The sequence below is a fragment of the Clostridium intestinale genome (assembly GCF_035905475.1).
GTDB classification, from domain to species: domain Bacteria; phylum Bacillota; class Clostridia; order Clostridiales; family Clostridiaceae; genus Clostridium_T; species Clostridium_T intestinale.
The window spans coordinates 2,982,800-2,998,488 of sequence record NZ_CP121166.1; the positions used below are offsets into that span (position 1 = coordinate 2,982,800).

Below are 15,689 nucleotides of genomic sequence, written 5' to 3' on the forward strand. Positions count from 1 at the left end.
TATTTTTATGTTATAATCTTTTTAGATACAAATTAGGAGGACATACTTTTATGAAAAAAAAGAATTTGCTCATAGTATACATAATAGCGTTATTAATATTAGCTATTCCTGTTACAATATATGGAGTTATTCACTTTAGCACTTATACAAGTTCATCAACTAATAAAAACGATAACAAAACTCCAATTGATTACTCTTCTACTTCTGATGAAACTACTAACAAACCAGCAGAAGAACCTAAGATAGTGGATAGATTTGAAGGAAAGACACTCATTAATCCTAAAGGAATTCCAGTATTATGTTATCATGCTATAGGAGATGATAAAACAAATACTTTATATGTGTCTCAAGAAAAGTTTAAAGAACAAATGGACTATCTAAAAAATAATGGATATTTTACACTTACTATGAAAGAATTCAATGATTATATTTTAAATAATAAGTCAGTCCCTGAAAAGTCTGTATTGATTACATTCGATGATGGGTACTCCAATAACTACACATTAGCCTATCCTATTTTGAAAAACTACTTACAAAATGCTACTATTGCATTAATCACTGATTTTTCTAATGATAGCTTTTATCTATCTAAAGATCAAATTTTAGAAATGCATAAGAACGGGATTGAGTTTGTATCTCATACTACAAAGCATCAGTCCTTAGATGAATTTAGTTATGAAGAGCAACTTAAAATATTGAAAGATTCTAAATTAGCTTTAGAGAATCTTTTAGGCGAACCTCAAACTGTATTTATATATCCTTATAGTAAATATAATCAATATAGTGAAAAGGCTGTTAAAGAGGCCGGTTATAACATGGCTTTTGACCTAGATGGAGGAATCGCTTCTCGAAATGATAGTCCCATTCATATAAAAAGACAATATGTAAATGGAAATTATAACTTAGAACAATTTAAAACTCTTCTTATTGTAAAATAATAAAGCAGGAGTTTTCCTGCTTTTTCTTATTGTAATAGCTCTAAAGTTTTTTCAACTATGAAATCTGGATCAAAGGGCTTAGTTATATATAAATAAATATTATATCTGTTACTCATCTTTATTTCTTCAGTACTTCCTTTTGCTGTTAAAAGTATTATTTTAATATCTTTTAATTCATCCTTATCTTTAATTTTATCCAAGACCTCATATCCAGTTAATCCAGGCATCATAACATCTAGAAATACTATATCTGGTTTTTCTTGTAATATTATTTTTAATCCCTCTTCGCCATCTTTCGCTCTATACAGTTCAAACTCTTCTTCTATCTCTTCTAGTGTTTGTTCTAATAACATTCTAATTGGTGCTTCATCATCAACTATCAATATTTTTATTTTCATAATTCTTCTCCTTTATATATTGGTAATGTAAAGAAAAAGCAGCAGCCTTTTGTCTCATTATTTCTTACACCTATTGTTCCCCCATGTTGTTCGACTAAATTTTTAGTTATATAGAGTCCCAATCCTGTTCCCTTAGGTTTATCTCCATCCTTGCTTTCAACCTGCTTAAACTTATTAAAAATTAAATTTTGATATTTTTCTGGAATCCCTATCCCAGAATCCTTTACTTCTATAATTATAAACTCTTCATCTTGCCTTTTAGCAGAAATTACAATCTCACCTTCGTTAGTAAATTTGAATGCATTACTTAATAAATTAATAAGTATTTGCATTATCTTGTGTTCGTCTCCATGCACGTAAGGTATATTAGCTTCAATTAAATCAAATACTTCTATATCTCTTTCTCCTATTAAGGAATACGTTGAAAGAATTACTTTATTTATAATAGTCTCTATACTTAATTTTTCACATTTTCCAAGTTCATTTCCAAAATCTATTTTAGTAGTATCTAATATATTCTCTATCATTAATGCTAGTCTTTCCGATTCTGATATTATTATTTCTAGATTTCCTTTAATAAGTTCCACTTGGTAACTTAACTTTTCATTTGATTCCATTAATTTTTTATCTTCAAGAGCTGGAATTACATGTCTTGAAAATTTCTTTCTTATTATTTTAGTAAATCCCATTATTGATGTTAATGGAGTTCTAAATTCATGGGAAACTAGCGATATAAACTCGTTATTATCATTGTTTAACTTTTTATATTCATTTTCGTCTAATATAATCTTATTTTCAAGTTTTTCAACTTTTAATCGCAACTCATTATTATCTTTTTCAAGTTTGATTGCCTTTGTTTTTAAATATATAAAAGTAATAGTAAAAATTAAAGCAATAATTAACTCCCTATAATTTAATTTAACAAAATTAAACATACAAACCCTCTTTCTAAACCTTATTATACCTTTTAAAATTAATGAATTAAAGAGCCTCTATATTTATATTATCGTATTATAATAAATAAACTAAAATAATACTAGATTAAAAGCTGTGCATTATAAATACACAGCTTTTAATCTAGTATTATTTATTTCCTTTTAAATCAACATACATTTCTATCATTTCTCTAACTAATTCTTTTATAGTTTCTGCACTAAGCATTTGATCTTCAGCATGCATCAAAATTAAAGAAAATTCAACCTTTTCTCCAGATGCTTCCTTTTGAATTAAATCAGCATGAGAATGGTGTGCTTCTACCATATAAGTATCAGCTTCTTTTAACTTTTCCTTTGCAACTTCATAGCTTCCGCCTCTTACTTCACGTAATGCTTCCATTGCTAAAGATTTAGACATTCCCACATTACTAATGATATTAAATGCAATTAACTCCATTTCTTCCATACAATATGTCCCCTTTATTTTTATTTTACTGCGTATTAACTAAAACTTATTGTCAATACTGGGTGTTAAATTATTATCTGTATTATAAAAACCAGGGACGCTAACGCAGTCCCTGATAGATTTTTTATAATTACATTGTAGCTTCTTCAGATCCAGCTACAGTTTTATTAGCAGCCATTATAAATGGTAAGTATACTACTGTTGCTGCAGCTAAACATAAGAAACCTACTAGTAATGCTCCAAAGTTTGCACCTGAGCCTAGGAATGCTATTAATGGTCCTGGAGTAGTCCATGGAACACCATAAGCTATTGGAGGAATAATCTTAAGTGATATAAATGTATATCCTATAAGTATATTAACAACTGGTGCTAATATAAATGGTATTATTAACATTGGATTTAATACAACTGGAAGACCAAATACTATTGGTTCGTTTATATTAAATAATCCTGGAGCAACTGAAAGTTTGATTATATCTTTATAGTCAGCTCTCTTAGAAACTAAGAATACAGCTATTATTAATCCTAAAGTACATCCTGAACCACCATAGTTAGCAAAAGCATCATTTAGTGCCCATGTAGCTGTGTAAGGTGCTCCCCATGCTGAACCGTGAGCATTAACATATGCTAAGTTAGCATTGTTAGCTTCTGCAAACATAGTATCTCTGATTGCAGCAATTGTGTTTGGACCATGTATACCTAATATCCATAAGAAGTTAGATACAACTGCAAGGATTATAACTGTTACAACACTGTTACTTAATCCAGTTAATGGTGCTTGTATAACTTTATAAACTAAAGCATGAAGACCATCAGCGTATACTAAAGTAATTAAGTAGTTGATTACAGCAAATAATACTGTTACCATGATTATTGGAATTAATATCTTAAATGATCTTGCAACTGCTGGTGGTACTTGATCTGGCATTTTGATTTGTAACTTGTCAGATCTACCTAATTTAGTTACAAGTTCACCAACAATAAGTCCTACTATTAATGCAACGAATAAACCTTGTGCATTAAAATATTGAGTTGAAATATAGTTTCCTGCTACACCTTCAAAAGATTTAGCTGGTTGATATACTATAAAGTAAACTGAGAATGAAGTTAGACCTGCTAACAAATCATCTCCCTTAAGAGCTAAAGCAACATTTCTTCCTACTAGGAAAACAATCATAAGAGCTAATATATCATTAGATCCTCTTAAAACTGGTGAGAATATTGCTTGTGCTGAGCTTAAGTTAGGGAATATATCACCTAAATGTAGTAAGCTAGCTATAAATCCATCTGGTGACAAAACAACGAAGTTTAATAATACTATTATTGCTCCCGCCATAGTAATCGGGAAAGTTAATATGAACGCATCACGTACGGCACATACATGTCTTTGCGCATTAAGTTTAGTAGCTATTGGAACTAGTAATCTTTCCATTACAGCTTCAAGTTTATTCAATTTGATCCCCTCCATCATTCTAATCTTTAAGATTAGTTTAAATAATTTACCCAATTATAAGTTCTTAGATTTTTGATAATGCATTTTCTAAAACAGCTTTTCCATTCATAGTTCCATAAAGTCTCATGTCGATAACTTCAACAGGAATTCTTCCCTTAACTAAAGCATCAACTTGTGGCTTTTGAAAGCGAACTTGTGGTCCTAAAAGCACTATGTCCACTTCATCAGTAAGCTTATCTGCTTCTGATACTGGCAGAGCTGTTATTTCTACTTCCACCCCCTTTTCTTTTGCAGCATTGTTCATTTTATTAACTAAAAGACTTGTTGACATGCCTGCTGCGCATACTAATAAGATTTTTTTCATAATAAAAACCCCTTTCGATATATAAATTATAATTGCTGACCATTTGTTTTTATTACATTCTTGTACCAATGAAAGCTCTTTTTCTTTATTCTTCTTAGGTCTTTTTCATCATTTTCATCTCTATCTACATACACGAATCCATAACGCTTTTGGTACCCATTTAACCAACTCAATAAGTCTGTGAAAGACCATGTGCAGTATCCTATTAATTCAACTCCATCAGTTATAGCTTCTTGACATGCTTCTATATGTTTTTTTATATACTCTATTCTGTAGTCATCGTTTACATTGTCATTTTCAAGAGTATCGAATTCACCTAAACCGTTCTCAGTTATAAGTATAGGCAATTTGTATCTATTTGTCAATCTCCTCACTCCAATTCTTAGCCCTTGTGGATCGATTTCCCAATCCCAATTCGTAGCTTCTAGATAAGGATTGTTTTTACTTTTAAATACTCCAGGAACGCCACTTTCAGCAGTAGTACCTTTTTTCCCAGTAGTATTCATCTTTGCAACAGCTTCTTCAACTCCACCTTCTAAAGGATTCATTTCAACTGTTCCACTTCTATAATAATTAACTCCCATAAAATCTGGTTTTCCTGCTTTTAATAACTCTATATCCCCATCTTCTATAGTTGGTGCTAGTCCTAATTTATTTAAATATTTCCATGCTATTTTAGGGTATTCTCCCCAACAATACACATCGAGCCACCAATAATTACTTATTTCCTCAACATTTTCTAATGCTAGTACATCTTCTGGTTTTGAGCTAAACGCATATATTGGTGAAAATGCAAAGCTTGGTCCAATCTTTCCATTTGGCACATATTTTCTAAAAGATTGAATAGCTTTAGCATTCGCTAAACTTGCAATATGGTTTGCTTCATACATTCTTTTTTTATCAGTAACTTTCGGTGGGTGTACAGCTTTCTCATATCCATGAGTTATAAAAACATTTTGTTCATTTAATGTTACCCAATACTTAACTCTATCCCCATATCTCTTATATAGAGCTATACAATATTCATTAAAATCATCAATTATTTTTCTTGACTCCCATCCTCCGTATTGATCTTGCAAACCTTGTGGTAAATCCCAATGGTAAATAGTTATGATAGGTTCTATATTATATTGTATTAATTCATTTATCAAATTATCATAAAATTTTAAACCTTCTTCATTTACCTCGCCATTACCTTGAGGAAATATACGACTCCAAGCTATCGAAAATCTATAAGCCTTTAATCCCATGTCAGCCATAAGCTTAACATCCTCTTTATATCTATGGTAATGATCTACTGCTACATCTCCATTGGTATCTTTATATGTAGTACCGGGAATTCTAACATACTCATCCCATACGGATGGTCCTTTACCATCTTCGTTCCATGCTCCTTCTACTTGATATGCTGCTGACGCAGATCCCCATAAGAAATCGGGACTAAATTCATCAAGCTTTCTATATATCATTCTGATCTCCCCCTCTCACCACTATAGTATTCGTTTCCAAAACATTTGTAAATGGTTTTAAGGGTTAAAAAAACTAGTTTTTTACCTAAAAATAAGTTACCTTAAAAAAACAAGTTGTTTTTTATTATAGTTGCTTATTTTTATCCTTTTGAGTTAAATTAAATACACGCTTTGCTAATGTTTCTAATATATACATTACAGGTAATTGAGTTGTTATATCAAAGTACTTATAAGTTTCATACTGCACATAATAGGATATGTTTATATCAGACATCTGAGCTAAAGTACAACTTTTACTATTTGTTATACTTATAATAGTACTATTTTTTTTCTTTAATCTTGTTACATGATTTATTATAGTAGGAGTTTCCCCTGATACTGATAAAGCAATTGTTACCCCATTATCTAAGTATTCTCCGCTTACAGGATAAAATGGATCATCTATATATACTGCAAATTTATTTAAAGATGCAAAATAACGAGAACCATAAGTAGCAATAGCTCCTGAATTCCCTATTCCTATAATTAATAAATTACTTGACTTGTATATTGCATCACAAGCCATTTTCATTGAATCCTCAAAATCCTTTGTTGCTGCTCTATTCATAAATTCTATAAAAGTGCTTTTATCATCATTTAAAAGTTTGCCTTCTTCTTCCTCAATAAACATCTTTAGTTTAACTTTAAACTCTGCAAATCCATTACAATTCATTTTTTTGCAAAATCTCAATATTGTTGTTGTTGATACATGAACTTCATCAGCTAAATCTCTTATTCTCATATATATAACTTTATCTTTATTTTTACTTATGTAGTTATATAGTAGGAACTCTAATTCATTTAAAGATTGTATTTCCTCTGGACTAAACATTATATCACTCCTATTTAAGTTCATTTTGGAATTGCATTACGTATATTTTAACATATTAGTATCATTGAAACAATTATTGGATGAAATAGATATAATTTAAGACAACAAAAAAAGAACTATGTTAACATAGTTCTTTTCTGGTGCACCATCACGGGTTCGAACCGGGGACACCCTGATTAAGAGTCAGGTGCTCTACCAACTGAGCTAATGGTGCATAAAATGGAGCGGGTGATGGGAATCGAACCCACGTAACTAGCTTGGAAGGCTAGGGCTCTACCATTGAGCTACACCCGCAATAACACAAGAATTATTATACATATTATGCATAATCTTGTCAAGTTTTTTTGGCTGGGATGGCAGGATTTGAACCTACGAATACCGCAGTCAAAGTGCGGTGCCTTACCGCTTGGCGACATCCCAAAAAAAACTGGTGCGTCTTAAGGGATTCGAACCCCTGGCCCACGCCTTAGAAGGGCGTTGCTCTATCCAGCTGAGCTAAAGACGCAACTCACATTGTTTATTATATTTACTCATAAAATAAATGTCAAGTTTTTTATAATATTTCAGTAAGCTTTTTAGCTAGGATGTCCTTAAGCTCTTCTCCACTCTTTTTAATAGAAGATGCTGTTTTACAGACTCTTATGAAATTGTTTTCATCCATGCCTATTTTATCCTCAATTTTATTATCAGTATTTAATAATTTCCCAGTTTCTAATACAAAAGATCCCAAGTCCTCAGCTTTAGAAAAAGTCTTTAAATATATGAACTCAGTATTGTCCCCTAGCCACGTCTTATTAAAATCTATGGAGAATTTTCTAAGTTCTAAAAGAATTCTATCTTCACTTAAATCCCAGCATTTTTTTATCATATTTAAATGCCTTCTCATATTATTTTCTTCTTTACTTGTTATTTTTTTATCTCTAGCAGCTTTACTAATCACTTCTTCGGTTGTATTGTATGGAATAAAGTTGATCTTTTCTTCCCTGCTGTATATCCACTTATAAAAGGCTTCCTGCAAAAAAGAATATTGTATATATCCTAATAATGCTTTAGCATTTGGAAATGGTGCCCATACATTCTCTATACCAGTATTTTTACAAAAAATAAGGCTATGGAGATATACAGTTTTCTTATTTATAGGTTCATCTACAAATACATGACCTCTTATAGTTCTGCTTTTGTTTATCTGTTCTTTCCAGTAGTCAAATGAATTAAATTGCATCCTCAAATTCATCACCCTCATTTTTAATATATCTATAACTTTAGTATATAGTATTATTTACCCTATTTCAAGCTCTCCAATTACTTTTAGTTCATCCTATCCAATCTTTAATGTTCATATTTTCATATTCACTTCTATAGATTGAACTTTTACTCCCAATATCATATAATATTAGTAAATAAAATATTTTGAATAGGAAGGTGTTAGTTGATTGTATTATTGTGAGATTTGTGGAAAAAAAGCTGATATTCATCACATTGTTCACAGAAGTGAAGGTGGATTAGACTTCCCTCTAAATTATAAATATCTATGTCAAGAGCATCATCGAGGTAAAAATGGTCCACATAGATGTGAGGAAACAGACCTTAAGTATAAGTTAGAGTTACAGAATAAGCTTTTAAATATATTACCAAAAGAATATTATACGGTCTATGAGTTATCAAATATTCTTAACATCTCCAATAACTCCTTTAAAAAACTAACTAAAAGTTTAAAGTTATATAAAGAAGGTTACCTAAAAGAGGATATTGTATTCTATCTTATGGGCAATTACTTTTACACCTACGAAATGTTAGAAGATTTGAAATTAGCTCAATTAGCATTAAAATTATCGTAAAAAAAAGAAACAGCTTTAGCTGTTTCTTTTTTTGGAGCGGAAGACGGGATTCGAACCCGCAACTTTCACCTTGGCAAGGTGACACTCTACCATTGAGTCACTTCCGCATATTTGGTGCAGATGAAGGGAGTCGAACCCCCACGCCGTAGGCGCTAGATCCTAAGTCTAGTGCGTCTGCCAATTCCGCCACATCTGCAACTTCTACATTTAATATTATACATGTATTTAACAAGAAATCAATAAAAAATTTACTAATTTAATGGAAAAATTATAAATCGGTGATTATCTTATATAATAACCACCGATCTTGATCCTTCATTAGTTTTTTTATTAAATTTAATATAGTATTTTATACACGTATTCTTTAGTATTTATTAATTATCTTTTGTATAGTTAAATTATATATTTTTCACCATAATTCGTCAATATATTTGAAACAACTTTCTATCAATTATTTTTCGACATTGATTTTAATACCATCTATATATAATATTAAAATATTTATTTCAATTCTATAGCTTTCACTTCACTTTTATCCTCTATACTCTTCATTAATTTATAATTTTCTTCCGATTTAGAACTTGTTAGTATTCCTGAACTATTCCATATGGATCCATCCTTAAACACTAGAGTAAACTTATGCTCCTTCCAGCTATATTCTTCAACTATAATTCCTATATCATCATAACTATACTTTTTTTCTAATATTGAAAGGTAATTATTAATAATGATACCTTGATCATTTATATTTGAATAATAAAGCATACCTAAAAAGATATACACTGACAATACAATAAGTATAACTTTAGAATAAATCCTATATATCTTAGAGCTAAAATATATTCTTATTATCATTTCCTTTAAAGTAAAACATCTTTGTTTACAGAACATAAAAATTATAAATTCTTCATAAGATTCTTCTAGTATTGCTTTAAAAAGTCTTTTAACTATTATGTTTGAGAGATGTAGAGAAAAGATTAACGCTGGAAATATCCAATATTCTTTCCTTACAACCATGGTGTTCATCATATCAAACCCTGCATTTAATCCAATCAAATCAAAAAAATTAACTATTATCAAAAATAACACTAGATATATTAACCACGCCATTAAATAATATACAATTAAATAGCTGCTATACTTTTCTTCTAAATCTTCATATATATACTTTTTAGTGAAGTTTGGTATATATAATATTACTAACTCTCTATACTTAGATAGTAAAAAATTAAGTATTATTGTAAATACACCAGCTACTAGCCCTCTTAAAAGAATCAATATTTCTTCCTCCAGTAATTATATGATTTATTATATGAGACAATCTATAAAAGATTGCTTTTAATTTTTCTAATCTATTGACATACAAAATTTTTAAAACTATAATTATCTAAAACAATATTGAAATTCTATGATGAGAAGAGTAAGCTTTTTTATATTTTCAGAGAGAAGATACATTGGTGTGAGTATCTTTAAATATGTTCAGCTGAAAACCACCTCTGAGTGACCCTAATAAAGTCCGTTATAATCACGTTACGATTTTCTTAAGTGGCTATTAGTTAGCAATTTAGGGTGGAACCGCGGGAATTAATACTCTCGTCCCTTTATTTTTATTGGGACGGGAGTTTTTTTGTTATTTAAATTTGAAAGGAGATATAAAATAAAATGGTTAAAATTACTTTAAAAGATGGATCTATAAAAGAACTTGAATCTGGTTTGTCAGTCTATGAAATAGCTAAAAGTATCAGTGAAGGTTTAGCTAGAGCTGCATGTTGTGGTCTTGTTAATGGAAATGTGGTTGATTTACGTTATGTAGTTAATGAGGATGTTGAACTAAGTATATGCACATTTGACTCCGAAGAAGGGAAAGCTGCTTTTAGACACACTGCTTCTCATATGTTAGCTCAAGCAGTTAAAAGATTGTATCCAGACACAAAACTGGCTATAGGACCTTCTATAGAAAATGGTTTCTATTATGATTTCGATAAAGATGGAAACTTTTCTCAAGATGAGTTAGACAAAATAGAAAAAGAAATAGCTAAAATAGCTAAAGAAGATTTAAAAATAGAAAAGTTTGAACTTCCAAGAACAGAAGCTTTAAAACTAATGGAAGAAAAAAATGAACCTTATAAAATAGAACTTATAAACGATCTTCCTGAAGATGAGGTTATATCTTTCTATAAGCAAGGAGAATTTGTAGACCTTTGTGCTGGTCCTCATCTTTTATCCACTAAGACAGTTAAAGCAGTTAAATTAATCAGATCTGCTGGAGCTTACTGGAGAGGAAACGAAAAAAACAAGATGTTATCTAGAGTTTATGCTACTGCCTTCCCTAAAAAATCTGAGTTAGATGCTCACTTAGAGGCTTTGGAAGAAGCTAAAAGAAGAGATCATAACAAACTTGGTAGGGAGCTTGGAATATTCACTACTAATGAAAATGTAGGTCAAGGGCTTCCACTATTAATGCCTAAAGGAGCTAAAATAATTCAAGTTCTTCAAAGATGGATTGAAGATGAAGAAGAAAAAAGAGGTTATTTGTTAACTAAAACACCTTTAATGGCAAAAAGTGATCTTTACAAAATATCTGGTCACTGGGATCATTATAAAGATGGTATGTTTGTTTTAGGTGATGAAGAAAATGATGTTGAGGTTTTTGGTTTAAGACCTATGACTTGTCCGTTCCAATATACAATCTACAATGCTGAACAACACAGCTATAGAGATCTACCTAAAAGATATGCAGAAACTTCTACTTTATTTAGAAATGAAGCTTCTGGTGAAATGCATGGACTTATAAGAGTTAGACAATTTACTTTAGCTGATGGTCACTTAATAGTTACACCTGAACAATTAGAAGATGAATTTAAAGGAGTTGTAGATTTAATAAAATATGTAATGACAACTTTAGGAATTCAAGATGATATAACTTATAGATTCTCTAAATGGGATCCAAAAAATAAAGAAAAATATATAGATGACCCTGAAGCTTGGGAAAAAACTCAAAACTTAATGAGAGATATTTTAAATCATCTAAATATTGATTTTTATGAAGCTGATGATGAAGCTGCTTTCTATGGTCCTAAGCTAGATATTCAATTTAAGAATGTTCATGGTAAAGAAGATACTATAATAACAGTTCAAATTGACTTTGCTATTGCTGAAAGATTCCAGATGACTTATGTTGATAAAGATGGAGAAAAGAAAACTCCTTATATAATCCACAGAAGTTCTATAGGTTGTTATGAAAGAACTCTAGCTATGCTTATAGAAAAGTATGCTGGTGCTCTACCAACTTGGCTAGCTCCAGTTCAAGCTAAAATACTTCCTATATCTGATAAGTATAATGACTATGCTGAAGAAGTTAGCAAAACTTTATTAAACAAGGGTGTTAGAGTTGAAGTTGACTATAGAGCAGAAAAAATAGGTTATAAGATAAGAGAAGCAAGATTAGAAAGATCTCCTTATATAATAGTAGTTGGAGAAAAAGAAGCTGAAAATAAAGAAGTTTCTGTTAGAAGCAGAAAAAATGGAGACGAAGGTGCTCTATCTTTAGAATCCTTTGTTAACAGAATAACTCAAGAAATAGCTAGTAAAGAGAACTAAAAAAGAGGCCTAGGCCTCTTTTTTATTTAAACTGCTCTAAGTAACTTTTTAAAAGAAGTTATATTCCCATCAAGTTTTAGTCGCTCTAAAGCCTCCTGTATTTTGCTTTCACCTAAAGTATTTATATATAATGCCAGCTCATCTCTCTTTTCCCCTACTAATTGTAGATCCGGGAATTCTAATCTTAACTTTTTAATAACACTTTTCTTTTCCTCTGTTTTTATCCTTATTAAAACGCCTACCTCACTATCTATATATCTATTTACTAATATTTCATTAAGATAATTCTCAGAAGTTTCTTTTCTTCCTCTAATTATATCTAAAACATCCCCAAAAACAGCTGAGCCTGTTGGAAGCATTCCAGCTCCTTTTCCAGTAAAGCTAACCTCTCCCACTGCATCTCCATGGAACACAACTCCATTAACTTCATTATTAATAGTAGAAAGTATACTTCCTTCTTTAACTAAGGCTGGTCTTACAGAGGCATACACCTGATCTCCCTCCATTATACTTTCAGCTATTAACTTTATTCTATACCCAAGCTCCTTTGCATATATAAAATCCTGTCTTTCTAAATTATTTATACCCTCTATGTTTATATTTTTCCATGATATTCTATTCTTATAGGCTATAGTGGATAATATAGCAAGCTTTCTTGCAGCATCATATCCTAAGACATCTGAATCAGGATTAGCCTCAGCAAACCCTAAAGCCTGAGCTTCTTTTAAAGCCTCTTCATAATCAATATTTTCATTGTACATTTTAGTTAAAATATAGTTAGTAGTACCATTTAATATTCCTCTTATACTCTTTATACTATTTCCTTCTAAAGATTCTATTAGTGGTTTTAAAATAGGAATTCCTCCACCTACAGAAGCTTCAAACTTCAACGTCACTCCACTCTCTTTAGCTAAAGATAATAGTTCTCCCCCATACTCCGCTATAAGATCCTTATTTGCAGTTACCACATGTTTTTTAGCTTGTAGTGCCCTTTTCACATATTCATAGGCTGGATGTAATGAACCCATGACCTCAACTACAATATCGCTTTCTTGACTAAAAAACTCCTCAACATTATCAGTCAAATATTCACTATACTTTTTATCCTCATGTTTGCTTAAACATCGTACAAGTATTGAAGACACTTCTAAATTGTCTATCTTGCTTTTGTTATTATCTATTAGTTCTATTAATCCACTTCCTACTACTCCATAACCCATTAATGCAATTTTTGCCATAAAAAAAGCCCCCTTATTATTTAAAAGTGGCCTTTTACCAAATATAAAAACAGCTAAAGCTACACTATTAAACAGCTTACTTATAGCGAAATAAAAAAACTACTTCTACTATAAGATAAGCAGAAATAGCTAATAAAGCACATTAATATATGCATGCAAAATTATTATTCCTCTTATCTATCAGGATATACCTGCAGGATTTAGCACAATTCCAACATAATGAGTGTTAGCTGTTGCTAGGTTTCATAGGGCCAGTCCCTCCACCATTCTTGATAAAAGACCATTTTGTATTTTTCATTACTTTTATTATACTTCTACCATATAAAATTGCAATGATTTTTAAATAAATAATTATTTTTAAATATAGTAACCTTTTTCATTATACTTAATAATATATTAAAAAGAAAAGGTTTTCTATCTCTTTCCATCACATTTTAAGGAGTTGATATTCAATGAAAATTCTTCCTAACAACAGTTGCTACACATTGGAAGAAATAAAACAACAGCCTAAGTTATGGCAAAAAATATATTATTCTATTAAAAGCAAAAAGGATGAAATTAATAATTTTCTAACGCCCTTACTAAATAACACTATATCTAGAATATTATTAATTGGTTCAGGTGCATCTGCCTATGTAGGAGATACCCTTATGCCTTATTTATCAGAAGAACTTAAAATTCCTGTAAACTCTATTCCAGCTTCAGAGATTTTAAACAATCCATATACTTATTTAAAAGACTTATCAAATATACTAGTAATTTTATATTCTAGATCAGGAAATACTAAAGAAACTTTAGATGCTTTAAATACATGCACAAAACTATTACAAAATTCTCATTTTATACTAGTAACAAGTAATAATGAAGGTATATTCTCAAAAGAATACTCAGATAAATCAAACTTTTATGTACTCACACTGCCAGAAGAATCAAATGATAAAGGATTCGCTATGACCTCTTCTTATTCCTGTATGGTTTTATCCTCAGTATTGCTATTTAATATTAATAATTTAGAAAAGCAAAAACTATATTTAGAAGAAACTTTGGTTAATTCAAAATATATACTTAATACAATTTGGAGTGATACACTAAACATAGTTAGAAGAAACCCAAGTAGAGTTCTTTATGTAGGTACTTCTGAACTAAAAGGAATGAGTAATTACTGTGCATTAAATACCTTGAAATTAACAAATGGAACAGTATATTCATTAAGCTGGTCTCCTTCTGATATCAATCAAAGTATAAAACCTTTTATAAATGACAATACATTAATATTCTTATTTAAATCCGTAAATAACCCTGACTTGGATTATAACCAACATTTTCTAGATATCATAAAAACTCAAGATAAAAAACCATTTGTTATAGTTGTATCTGAAAATTCCTCTTATTTAGATTCCTGTAATAAATGCTTTTATGTAAACTATAAAGATTCTATATTACCTAACATATACTTAGCACTTAACTATGTTTTATATTCTCAAATATTTAACTACATGTATTCCTTACATCTTGGTTTATCTCCAGATTTACCTTATTCGTGACACTTATATGTAAAGTCCTCAGTGACTATATAATCTATGGGTTTATCATAACTTTCTGTAGGAATGAAATCTATCACTTGTATGGAGTAGGCAACTGCTATTTTTAAAGTATTACTATTATATTGTGCTAAATATTTATCATAATAGCCTCCTCCATAACCTAATCTTTTCCCTTCCTTAGTAAAAGCTACTCCTGGCATAAGTATAAGATCACAATCCGCCTTAAGCTCTTCTCCATCTTCAGGCTCAAGTATTCCAAAAACTCCTGGTTTTAAGTTATCTAGTGAATCTATCTGTATAACCCTCATTTCCTTCTTTCTAACTCTAGGAACATATACCTTTTTCCCATCCTTTAATGCATCCTCTATTATACCAATAGTGTTAACTTCACTTCCAAATCCAATAAAACAAAAAATACTTTTAGCTTCTTTATAAAAAATATTACTTAAAATTTTATTTTTTATTTTTTCACTAAATTTGTTTCTTAAATCCGAATTAAGAGCATCTCTCTTATCTATCATTTTTTTTCGTATATTTATTTTATTCAAAAAATCACCTCATTAAAAAAGCACTTT

15 protein-coding genes, 6 tRNA genes, 1 riboswitch and 1 other annotated feature are annotated in these 15,689 nt (G+C 30.2%); of the genes, 4 read left to right on the forward strand and 17 right to left on the reverse strand.

Going from position 1 to position 15,689, the window contains the following annotated elements; genetic code table 11:
• The first annotated feature begins 50 nt into the window (after nt 1-50).
• Nucleotides 51-938: a polysaccharide deacetylase family protein gene (locus tag P8F83_RS15300; protein ID WP_326511804.1), complete on the forward strand. Its 888-nt coding sequence runs from the start codon at nt 51-53 to the stop codon at nt 936-938.
• Between the two features lie 26 nt (nt 939-964).
• Here the strand turns inward: P8F83_RS15300 and P8F83_RS15305 are convergent, their stop codons facing one another.
• The 12 genes from P8F83_RS15305 to P8F83_RS15360 form a co-directional block, all read right to left on the reverse strand.
• Nucleotides 965-1,336, reverse strand: coding sequence for a response regulator (locus P8F83_RS15305; protein WP_326511805.1), 372 nt, complete (start codon nt 1,334-1,336; stop codon nt 965-967).
• Complete coding sequence (locus P8F83_RS15310) at nt 1,333-2,271, reverse strand: sensor histidine kinase (RefSeq protein WP_326511806.1); 939 nt, start codon at nt 2,269-2,271, stop codon at nt 1,333-1,335. Before P8F83_RS15310 ends, P8F83_RS15305 begins: the two co-directional genes overlap by 4 nt.
• A 148-nt stretch (nt 2,272-2,419) precedes the next feature.
• The gene (locus P8F83_RS15315) at nt 2,420-2,737 is read right to left on the reverse strand and encodes a PTS sugar transporter subunit IIA (protein WP_021800293.1); all 318 of its coding nucleotides are present in this window, start codon (nt 2,735-2,737) and stop codon (nt 2,420-2,422) included.
• A gap of 130 nt (nt 2,738-2,867) precedes the next feature.
• Nucleotides 2,868-4,190, reverse strand: a complete 1,323-nt coding sequence (locus P8F83_RS15320) for a PTS sugar transporter subunit IIC (RefSeq protein ID WP_326511807.1) — start codon at nt 4,188-4,190, stop codon at nt 2,868-2,870.
• A 64-nt stretch (nt 4,191-4,254) separates the two neighbouring features.
• Complete coding sequence (locus tag P8F83_RS15325) at nt 4,255-4,554, reverse strand: PTS sugar transporter subunit IIB (RefSeq protein WP_021800291.1); 300 nt, start codon at nt 4,552-4,554, stop codon at nt 4,255-4,257.
• 26 nt (nt 4,555-4,580) lie between these two features.
• Nucleotides 4,581-6,023, reverse strand: a complete 1,443-nt coding sequence (locus tag P8F83_RS15330) for a glycoside hydrolase family 1 protein (RefSeq protein ID WP_326511808.1) — start codon at nt 6,021-6,023, stop codon at nt 4,581-4,583.
• 124 nt (nt 6,024-6,147) lie between these two features.
• Nucleotides 6,148-6,894 carry a MurR/RpiR family transcriptional regulator gene (locus P8F83_RS15335; RefSeq protein ID WP_073021498.1) on the reverse strand — a complete coding sequence of 249 codons (747 nt, stop codon included), beginning with the start codon at nt 6,892-6,894 and terminating at the stop codon, nt 6,148-6,150.
• Nucleotides 6,895-7,032: 138 nt separating this feature from the next.
• Nucleotides 7,033-7,108: transfer RNA gene (locus P8F83_RS15340), tRNA-Lys, on the reverse strand.
• Between the two features lie 6 nt (nt 7,109-7,114).
• A tRNA-Gly gene (locus tag P8F83_RS15345) sits at nt 7,115-7,188 on the reverse strand.
• A gap of 51 nt (nt 7,189-7,239) precedes the next feature.
• Nucleotides 7,240-7,314: transfer RNA gene (locus tag P8F83_RS15350), tRNA-Gln, on the reverse strand.
• A gap of 8 nt (nt 7,315-7,322) precedes the next feature.
• A tRNA-Arg gene (locus tag P8F83_RS15355) sits at nt 7,323-7,399 on the reverse strand.
• A 48-nt stretch (nt 7,400-7,447) separates the two neighbouring features.
• A complete protein-coding gene (locus P8F83_RS15360; protein ID WP_315114831.1) occupies nt 7,448-8,116 on the reverse strand; it encodes a hypothetical protein in 669 nt (222 codons plus the stop codon).
• A 211-nt stretch (nt 8,117-8,327) separates the two neighbouring features.
• On the opposite strand from P8F83_RS15360, the gene P8F83_RS15365 reads away from it, so the two are divergent.
• The gene (locus P8F83_RS15365) at nt 8,328-8,732 is read left to right on the forward strand and encodes an HNH endonuclease (protein WP_238903353.1); all 405 of its coding nucleotides are present in this window, start codon (nt 8,328-8,330) and stop codon (nt 8,730-8,732) included.
• A 32-nt stretch (nt 8,733-8,764) separates the two neighbouring features.
• Here the strand turns inward: P8F83_RS15365 and P8F83_RS15370 are convergent.
• From P8F83_RS15370 to P8F83_RS15380, 3 genes are all read right to left on the reverse strand, one after another.
• Nucleotides 8,765-8,839: transfer RNA gene (locus P8F83_RS15370), tRNA-Gly, on the reverse strand.
• Between the two features lie 5 nt (nt 8,840-8,844).
• Nucleotides 8,845-8,928, reverse strand: a tRNA-Leu gene (locus P8F83_RS15375).
• Between the two features lie 305 nt (nt 8,929-9,233).
• On the reverse strand, nt 9,234-10,010 hold the full coding sequence (locus P8F83_RS15380) for a hypothetical protein (protein WP_326511809.1): 777 nt from the start codon (nt 10,008-10,010) through the stop codon (nt 9,234-9,236).
• A 121-nt stretch (nt 10,011-10,131) separates the two neighbouring features.
• Nucleotides 10,132-10,336, forward strand: a binding site (T-box leader).
• A 58-nt stretch (nt 10,337-10,394) separates the two neighbouring features.
• Between P8F83_RS15380 and thrS the strand changes: the two genes are divergently transcribed.
• Nucleotides 10,395-12,332, forward strand: a complete 1,938-nt coding sequence (gene thrS, locus P8F83_RS15385) for a threonine--tRNA ligase (RefSeq protein WP_326511810.1) — start codon at nt 10,395-10,397, stop codon at nt 12,330-12,332.
• Nucleotides 12,333-12,358: 26 nt separating this feature from the next.
• Here the strand turns inward: thrS and P8F83_RS15390 are convergent, their stop codons facing one another.
• Nucleotides 12,359-13,570 (reverse strand): homoserine dehydrogenase, encoded by a 1,212-nt coding sequence (locus tag P8F83_RS15390; protein ID WP_326511811.1) that lies wholly within the window; start codon nt 13,568-13,570, stop codon nt 12,359-12,361.
• A 170-nt stretch (nt 13,571-13,740) separates the two neighbouring features.
• Nucleotides 13,741-13,849: riboswitch (SAM riboswitch) on the reverse strand.
• A 173-nt stretch (nt 13,850-14,022) separates the two neighbouring features.
• On the opposite strand from P8F83_RS15390, the gene P8F83_RS15395 reads away from it, so the two are divergent.
• Nucleotides 14,023-15,114, forward strand: coding sequence for an SIS domain-containing protein (locus P8F83_RS15395; protein WP_326511812.1), 1,092 nt, complete (start codon nt 14,023-14,025; stop codon nt 15,112-15,114).
• Here the strand turns inward: P8F83_RS15395 and P8F83_RS15400 are convergent.
• A complete protein-coding gene (locus tag P8F83_RS15400; protein WP_326511813.1) occupies nt 15,105-15,662 on the reverse strand; it encodes a 5-formyltetrahydrofolate cyclo-ligase in 558 nt (185 codons plus the stop codon). The two genes, P8F83_RS15395 and P8F83_RS15400, sit on opposite strands and share 10 nt — an antisense overlap.
• Between the last annotated feature and the right edge of the window lie 27 nt (nt 15,663-15,689).

Coding starts and splice junctions, on each gene's coding strand:
- P8F83_RS15335 (WP_073021498.1), bottom strand. CDS start 6,894: ATGTTTAGTCCAGAGGAAATACAATCTTTAAATGAATTAGAGTTCCTA.
- P8F83_RS15315 (WP_021800293.1), bottom strand. CDS start 2,737: ATGGAAGAAATGGAGTTAATTGCATTTAATATCATTAGTAATGTGGGA.
- P8F83_RS15360 (WP_315114831.1), bottom strand. CDS start 8,116: ATGCAATTTAATTCATTTGACTACTGGAAAGAACAGATAAACAAAAGC.
- P8F83_RS15330 (WP_326511808.1), bottom strand. CDS start 6,023: ATGATATATAGAAAGCTTGATGAATTTAGTCCCGATTTCTTATGGGGA.
- P8F83_RS15310 (WP_326511806.1), bottom strand. CDS start 2,271: ATGTTTAATTTTGTTAAATTAAATTATAGGGAGTTAATTATTGCTTTA.
- P8F83_RS15325 (WP_021800291.1), bottom strand. CDS start 4,554: ATGAAAAAAATCTTATTAGTATGCGCAGCAGGCATGTCAACAAGTCTT.
- P8F83_RS15390 (WP_326511811.1), bottom strand. CDS start 13,570: ATGGCAAAAATTGCATTAATGGGTTATGGAGTAGTAGGAAGTGGATTA.
- thrS (WP_326511810.1), top strand. CDS start 10,395: ATGGTTAAAATTACTTTAAAAGATGGATCTATAAAAGAACTTGAATCT.
- P8F83_RS15300 (WP_326511804.1), top strand. CDS start 51: ATGAAAAAAAAGAATTTGCTCATAGTATACATAATAGCGTTATTAATA.
- P8F83_RS15395 (WP_326511812.1), top strand. CDS start 14,023: ATGAAAATTCTTCCTAACAACAGTTGCTACACATTGGAAGAAATAAAA.
- P8F83_RS15305 (WP_326511805.1), bottom strand. CDS start 1,336: ATGAAAATAAAAATATTGATAGTTGATGATGAAGCACCAATTAGAATG.